We start from the raw sequence: 6,696 nt of genomic DNA, 5'->3' as shown, positions 1-6,696 counted from the left end.
GAAAATATATAAATTATGTTAACTTTTGCCGTAAATTCGCTTAAATTCTTTCATAAATTCATTACTTTTTGTAAATTTCTTATTTTTTTTTTTTTTTGATAATAATAAAATTTTTTACTTGACTTTTTAGAAAAAATGTATTATACTATTTAGAGTAGGGAAGGAGAAGCCCTATAAATAAAATTAAGGAGTTAATTATGACAACCCAAAAAATTCTCAAAACTTCACGAGTAATTGCGGCTATTTTATTAATCGCTATATTTAGTATTGCTGGTATAGTTGCATGCAAAGGAAACGAAGCAACAAATCCAAGCGTGTCTGGACCGACATTAATACCAGACCCTGGAAAAACTGGACCTGTAACGAATATACCTGTGACGAATACGCCTGGAACAAATGAGCCTGGTGGCACTAATATTGATAATCCTGGCGACACTAATATAGATAATCCTGGCGACACTAACATTGACCCAGAACCTCAACCTCCAGAACCTACAAAACCTACTTTTGCTGAAGACACATATTATAAGGTTTATACTCCATGGCGCGGAGATAATTATCCAAGCGTAAGTTATCAGGATACTAATACTTTGCTCCAATATTGGAAAGAAATGATTAGTAGAAAAGGAATGAATGACGGAAGAAGATGGTTTATCAGAGACGGAGATTGGGACTATTGCAGTAACCCTAAAGAAGTTCATCATTACTACTTCGATAAGAATGTTGATTTAGTATATCACCGATTAGGTAAAGGAACGCTTAAAATCAGAAAACTTGTAGGAGCGGTAATAGTAAAATATTATAGAGGAAAATCTGCTGAAACTTACACTGTAGCTGGACTTTATGAAAACTTAATAGAAAATGCTGGACAATATAACTGGACGCATTTTAGCAAATTCATGCATGCTGGATATAATCCTAATAATGACAAGAGAGAGGTAGGCGATTTAGAGCTTTTGGTAATGAATATAGGATTTAACGACCAGAATTTTGACAGATTCGGAGTTGATTCATATTACAATGTTTGGAATAAAGGCGGATGGAGAGATAATATAGAATACTTTTTGGGAAGAGACCCAGATTTTGTAGATAATCAAGACCCGCAAAATTACGCTTTGAATCAGAAGGTAAATTTGACCTATAATCCAGGCGCTCATAACTTCTGGTTTATGACTGCCACGCCTGAAGCTTGGCATTTGGAAGAACATCCAGAGGGCGATTGGGTTAGCAGATAATAAAATATCGTATATTAAAGTTAACATAATAATAGACTCGTGAAACGGGAGCTTACCAGAAATGGTAGGCTCTTTTTTATATCTACTTTAATTAATAAGTAAAGTATCAATAAAATATATTAGTCACGAAATAAGGATTCAATTTTACTTGAAATTTTATAAAAGATTTATATAATTGCCTTTGGTTTTTTCGTTAATAATCGTAAAAATATTTAAATTAGTTTTGGGGGAAAAATGGCTTCTGTAATCGTAGTCGGCACTCAATGGGGAGACGAGGGTAAAGGAAAAATTGTCGATTTTCTTGCCGAAAAAAGCGAATATGTCGTTCGTTCTCAAGGCGGAAGCAACGCGGGGCATACCGTAGTTGTCGGCGAAAACAAATATAAATTAAGACTCTTGCCTTCGGGAATATTATACGAAGATAAAATTTGCATTATTGGAAACGGAATAGTCATCGAGCCTAAAGTATTTTTAAAAGAAATAGACGAACTCAAAAGTAAGAAAATTAAAATATCAAATCTCAAAATATCCGATAGAGCGCATATAATTTTTCCTTATCATAAAGCGCTTGACGAACTTCAAGAAGAAGATTTGGGAGAAAATAAACTTGGAACTACAAAAAACGGAATCGGACCTTGCTATATGGATAAAGCGGGACGAATCGGAATAAGAATTTGCGATTTAATGAATAAAGAAATTTTTTCTAAAAAATTAAAATTCAATTTGGAATTAAAAAATAAACTTCTTAAAAAACTCTACAATCATGACGGTTTTAATTACGAGGAAATATTAAAAGAATATTTGGAATACGGCGAAAGATTAAAGCCTTATGTCGCCGATACGATTACGATTTTAAATAAAGCGATTAAAGAAAAAAAGAATATTTTATTCGAGGGGGCGCAGGCTACGATGCTTGATTTGGAACATGGAACTTATCCTTTTGTAACTTCTTCTTTGCCTACTTCTGGAGGAGCTTGTTCTGGAAGCGGAGTTGGACCAAGAAAGATTGATAATGTTATCGGAGTGGTTAAGGCTTATTCAACAAGAGTCGGAGAGGGACCTTTTCCATCCGAACTTTTTGACGAAATAGGAAATCATATAAGAGACAGAGGAAACGAATACGGAACGGTGACGGGAAGGGCGAGACGATGCGGATGGCTTGACGCTTGCGTTATAAAACATGCCGCTTATGTGAACGGACTCGATTCTTTGGCTATAACTCGACTAGATATACTTGATAATTTGGATAAATTAAAAATATGCGTTTCTTATAAATATAACGGAAAAATTATTGAAGATTATCCTGCCGATTTGGATATTCTTTCTAAAGTAGAACCCGTTTACGAAGAATTTGAAGGCTGGAAAACCGATACAAAAAATATAAGAGATTATAAAAAATTACCCGATAACGCTAAAAAATATCTCGAAAGATTAAGCGAAATAACGGACACGGAAATATCTATAGTTTCGGTTGGCGCTGGCAGAGACGAGACTATAATTTGTAAGAATATATTTTAAGAATAATTAACATAATACTAAAAAAGATTATTGACTTTTTTTAAAATATTCTTATAGTTATTAGGCTAATTATAGAATTTTTATTTTTAAATATTTTTTAATTATTAATAAAATTTTGAGTTTTAATTTACTGTGGATAATTTATTTATTGAAAAATTAAACTCTCTTTTGTCGAGAGTTTCTCTTGTCGATATATTGAGAGATAAATATAAAGTCGTTCATAGAGGAGGCAGTCAATATACCGTTCAATGCCCTTTTCATAAAGACGGACAGGAGGCAAATCCTTCAATGTCGGTTGACGATTCAAAAGGATTATATCAGTGTTTTACATGCGGCGCTAAAGGAAATACGATAACATATCTTAAAGAAAAAGAAGGAATGGATTTCAAAGACGCGGTTAAATATCTTGGAAAAAGATTTTCAATCGATACGAGCGGTTTCTTTTCGTCTAAAAGCACGCAAAAAGAACAAATATATTTGGAAAGCAGAAGAATAAACAGAACGGCTTGCAATTTTTTTGGAAAAACTCTTCTACTAAAAGATAAAAACGGAGATTATTTTTATAAAGACGCCGTTCAATATTTGAAAAATAGAAAAATGCCTTTCGCTATAATAAAAGAATTCAAAATCGGATACGCTCCGCCAAGCTGGGACGCGCTTATTAAATCTCTCTCTTCAAATAAAATTAGCGTGAAAAATATGAATGTTTTGGGGCTTGTAAATGTGAGCAAAAATAATCCAAATCATTTCTACGATAATTTTGTAAATAGAATAATGTTTCCAATTATTAACGAAAGAGAGGAAATCATAGGATTCGGCGGAAGAAGTATAGACGGAAAAGAACCTAAATATTTGAATTCAAAAGAAAGTTTGATTTTCAAAAAGAAATCCTGTTTATACGGAATAAATATCGCTAAAAAATATATTATGAAAGAAGACGAAATTATATTAGTCGAAGGTTATATGGATACGATAGCCTGCCATAAAATGAATATTAAAAACGCGGTAGGTTCTTTAGGGACAGCGATAAGCGAAGAGCATGCAATCGAAATAAAAAAATATACAAATAATGTCGTTTTGGCTTTGGACGGAGACGAAGCGGGAATAAAAGCGACTCAAAAAGCCGTCCTTATACTATTGAAATTCGATTTAAAATTGACTATACTATCTATAAAAGAAACTAAAGATTTGGACGAATATTTTACGATTTATAATAAAAATGGTTTTGATAATTTATATAAAAATAGGCTCAATTGGTATGATTTTATTGTAGAAAGTTGTATAAAAGGAGAGAGAGAGCCGCATAATCTTTCGATAGAAGAAAAATTAAAAATTGTAAATATTCTTTATAGATATTTAAATGAATTAAAAAGCGAAACGGAAAAACAAATGATAATATCTCATATAGCGTCAAAACTTTCTATAGATAGAGAGGCTTTCAATAAAGATTATATGAATTCGTTTAAAGTAAATAGAGAAAATAAATTTTTAAATTATAATTCAAAAAATTATGTCTTAAAAAATAAAAATATAAAAACCGATAATAATTTTTATTATGAAAATAGCTTAATATATTTGCTTGCTTTGAATCCGTCTTTAATAAAAGAGGCTGAAAGAGAAATAGGAGTTGACCTTTTTAAGAAGGATATAACTAAAGAATTTTATATAAGGCTCTTGACTCTTGGAAAAGACGCCACATCGGAAGACGCTTTAAATATACTTGGAAACGAGAATATAGCGAATCGAATAAAAAGCAAGGAAAATTTATATAAAGATAATATTGAAGAAAAATTGGAAGAGCTTATTATTAAAATGAAGAGCGGAGATTTAGACTACAAACGGAAAGAACTTTTAAGTAATTCTATTCAAAGTAAAGATAATTTTGAGTCTATATGCGCGAAAGCGAGAGAAATTCATTTACTTAATAAGCAAAAAGAAAAATTACATCAAGGAAGTTAAATATGATTGACACTACTATTGATAAAACGATAGAAGAAGATTGCGACCTTTTAATAAAGAACGAAAAAATAAAAAAGTTGCTCGAAAAAGGAAACGAAAATAAATATCTGACATATAAGGAAATTAATAACGCCATAGATAATGTGGACGCCGATGTTATTGATATTTTATTTCAATTATTAAACGCGAGAAATATAGCCACAGTAGAAGATAAAAAAGAATTTGAAAATCTGTCAAAAGAAAAAAGTAAAGCGGAAGATGAAAATAAATATATTCATGTGGAAGAAAAAATAGGAAACAATGACGACCCTATAAGATTATATTTGAAAGAAATTGGAAAAGTTAATTTACTCACGCATGACGATGAAGTGGAATTTTCTAAAAAGATAGAATCGGGAGAATCCGAAATCGAAGGAATTATATTAAACACTCATTTAGTTGTAGGCGAAGTTTTAACTACGATTAAAAATGTTCATGCGGGCAGAGTTTCAATTCATGAAATATTAGAACCTCCGAGAATATATAATGTGTCCACGCAGGAAAAAAGAAAATTAGAAAGAAAATATAGAAATTTTGAAAAAGAATATAAAGTATTGGCTGAAAAATATCTTTCTTTGGATAAAAGAATCAAAAGAGTATCGACTCCGAAAACCGTTAAAAATTTGACGAAAGAACAAGCGGAAATTAAAGATAATATAGTTAAACTTCTTATTAGAGTTCGATTAAACAGAATGGAAATCGACAGAATAGCCGAAAAATTAAAATTTTATTTGCATAGAATAAATCAAATAGAAGAATATTTTGGAAAACTAAAAAAGAGATATTATAAAGATATAGAAGATTTTGAAAATTATTATAAGGAAATTGAAAAAGGAAACAAAGACATATTTATAAAACTTGTTGACGATTTCAATATAACTCCAGAAGCTATCGAAGCGGTTATAACGAGCTTTCATAATTCTCAAGTTCGTCTGGCTGATATTTACGATGAGGTTCGAGTCGACAAAGAAACTTTAACCGAATGGGTTAGAAAAATAGATTCATCAAGAAGAAGAATAGCGCAGGCTAAAGACCATATAGTGAAAGCGAATTTAAGACTGGTTATAGCGATTGCGAAAAAATATCTCAATAGAGGACTTCATTTCTTCGATTTGGTTCAGGAAGGAAATATCGGACTAATAAAAGCGGTTGATAAATTTGAATATAAGAAAGGCTACAAATTTTCAACTTACGCGACTTGGTGGATTCGTCAGGCAATAACTCGTTCGATAAGCGACCAAGCGAGGACGATAAGAGTTCCCGTTCATATGATAGAGCAGATTAATAAAGTGACGAGAGTTTTAAGACAATATATGCAGCAATACGGAAGAGAGCCTTCTATACAGGAAATAGCGAAAGCGTTAGGATGGCCCGAAAGCAGAGTTAAACAAGTTAGAAATGTGGCAAAGGACCCCGTTTCGTTGAATGCGCCTATCGGAGATGAAGAGGATACGATACTTGGAGAACTCATAGAAGATAAAGAATTTGAAAGTCCGCAAAATATAACTACTTTCAAAATTCTTCAAAAACAAATCGGTTCTATTTTGGGAAATCTTCCTCAAAGAGAACAGAAAGTTATAAGAATGCGTTTCGGTTTGGACGATGGATACAGTCATACTTTGGAAGAAGTCGGCTATGTATTTAAAGTGACTCGAGAGAGAATAAGACAGATAGAAGCGAAGGCAATAAGAAGATTAAGAGCCACTTCAAAAAAGAAAAAACTTAAAGAATTTTTAGATTCGTGAACAAAGAATATATAAAGAATTAATAAAAATTTTTGCTTTTTTCTTGATTTTGAGTTTAAATTTGATAATTATATAGGATTTAGTATTAATTTATCATAAAATCTAATAAAGAATTATAATAAATTGAATATTATTCTTAATTAATAGCGGTTTGCACTTGACAATTAGATTTTTTTTTACTATACTATATGTATGATAAA

General features: G+C 31.3%; 4 protein-coding genes. All 4 read left to right on the top strand.

What is annotated here, in order from left to right; all coding sequences use genetic code 11:
* Positions 1-197 precede the first annotated feature (197 nt).
* The 4 genes from ACR0QS_RS01480 (at position 198) to rpoD (ending at position 6,496) form a co-directional block, all read left to right on the top strand.
* Entirely contained in the window at positions 198-1,235 is a 1,038-nt protein-coding gene (locus ACR0QS_RS01480; protein WP_432631675.1) for a hypothetical protein, read from the top strand.
* Positions 1,236-1,469: 234 nt separating this feature from the next.
* Positions 1,470-2,753 (top strand): adenylosuccinate synthase, encoded by a 1,284-nt coding sequence (locus ACR0QS_RS01475; protein ID WP_432631674.1) that lies wholly within the window; start codon positions 1,470-1,472, stop codon positions 2,751-2,753.
* 132 nt (positions 2,754-2,885) lie between these two features.
* Positions 2,886-4,712, top strand: coding sequence for a DNA primase (gene dnaG / locus ACR0QS_RS01470; protein ID WP_432631673.1), 1,827 nt, complete (start codon positions 2,886-2,888; stop codon positions 4,710-4,712).
* A gap of 2 nt (positions 4,713-4,714) precedes the next feature.
* The gene (gene rpoD, locus ACR0QS_RS01465) at positions 4,715-6,496 is read left to right on the top strand and encodes an RNA polymerase sigma factor RpoD (protein ID WP_432631672.1); all 1,782 of its coding nucleotides are present in this window, start codon (positions 4,715-4,717) and stop codon (positions 6,494-6,496) included.
* The last annotated feature ends 200 nt before the right edge of the window (positions 6,497-6,696 follow it).

Source organism: Brachyspira sp. (genome assembly GCF_050873525.1).
Taxonomy (GTDB): domain Bacteria; phylum Spirochaetota; class Brachyspiria; order Brachyspirales; family Brachyspiraceae; genus Brachyspira.
This window is presented reverse-complemented; position numbering and strand designations above follow the sequence as displayed.

What these genes read in the sequence shown, in the direction of transcription:
- ACR0QS_RS01475 (WP_432631674.1), top strand. Translation starts at nt 1,470, where the DNA reads ATGGCTTCTGTAATCGTAGTCGGCACTCAATGGGGAGACGAGGGTAAA.
- ACR0QS_RS01480 (WP_432631675.1), top strand. Translation starts at nt 198, where the DNA reads ATGACAACCCAAAAAATTCTCAAAACTTCACGAGTAATTGCGGCTATT.
- rpoD (WP_432631672.1), top strand. Translation starts at nt 4,715, where the DNA reads ATGATTGACACTACTATTGATAAAACGATAGAAGAAGATTGCGACCTT.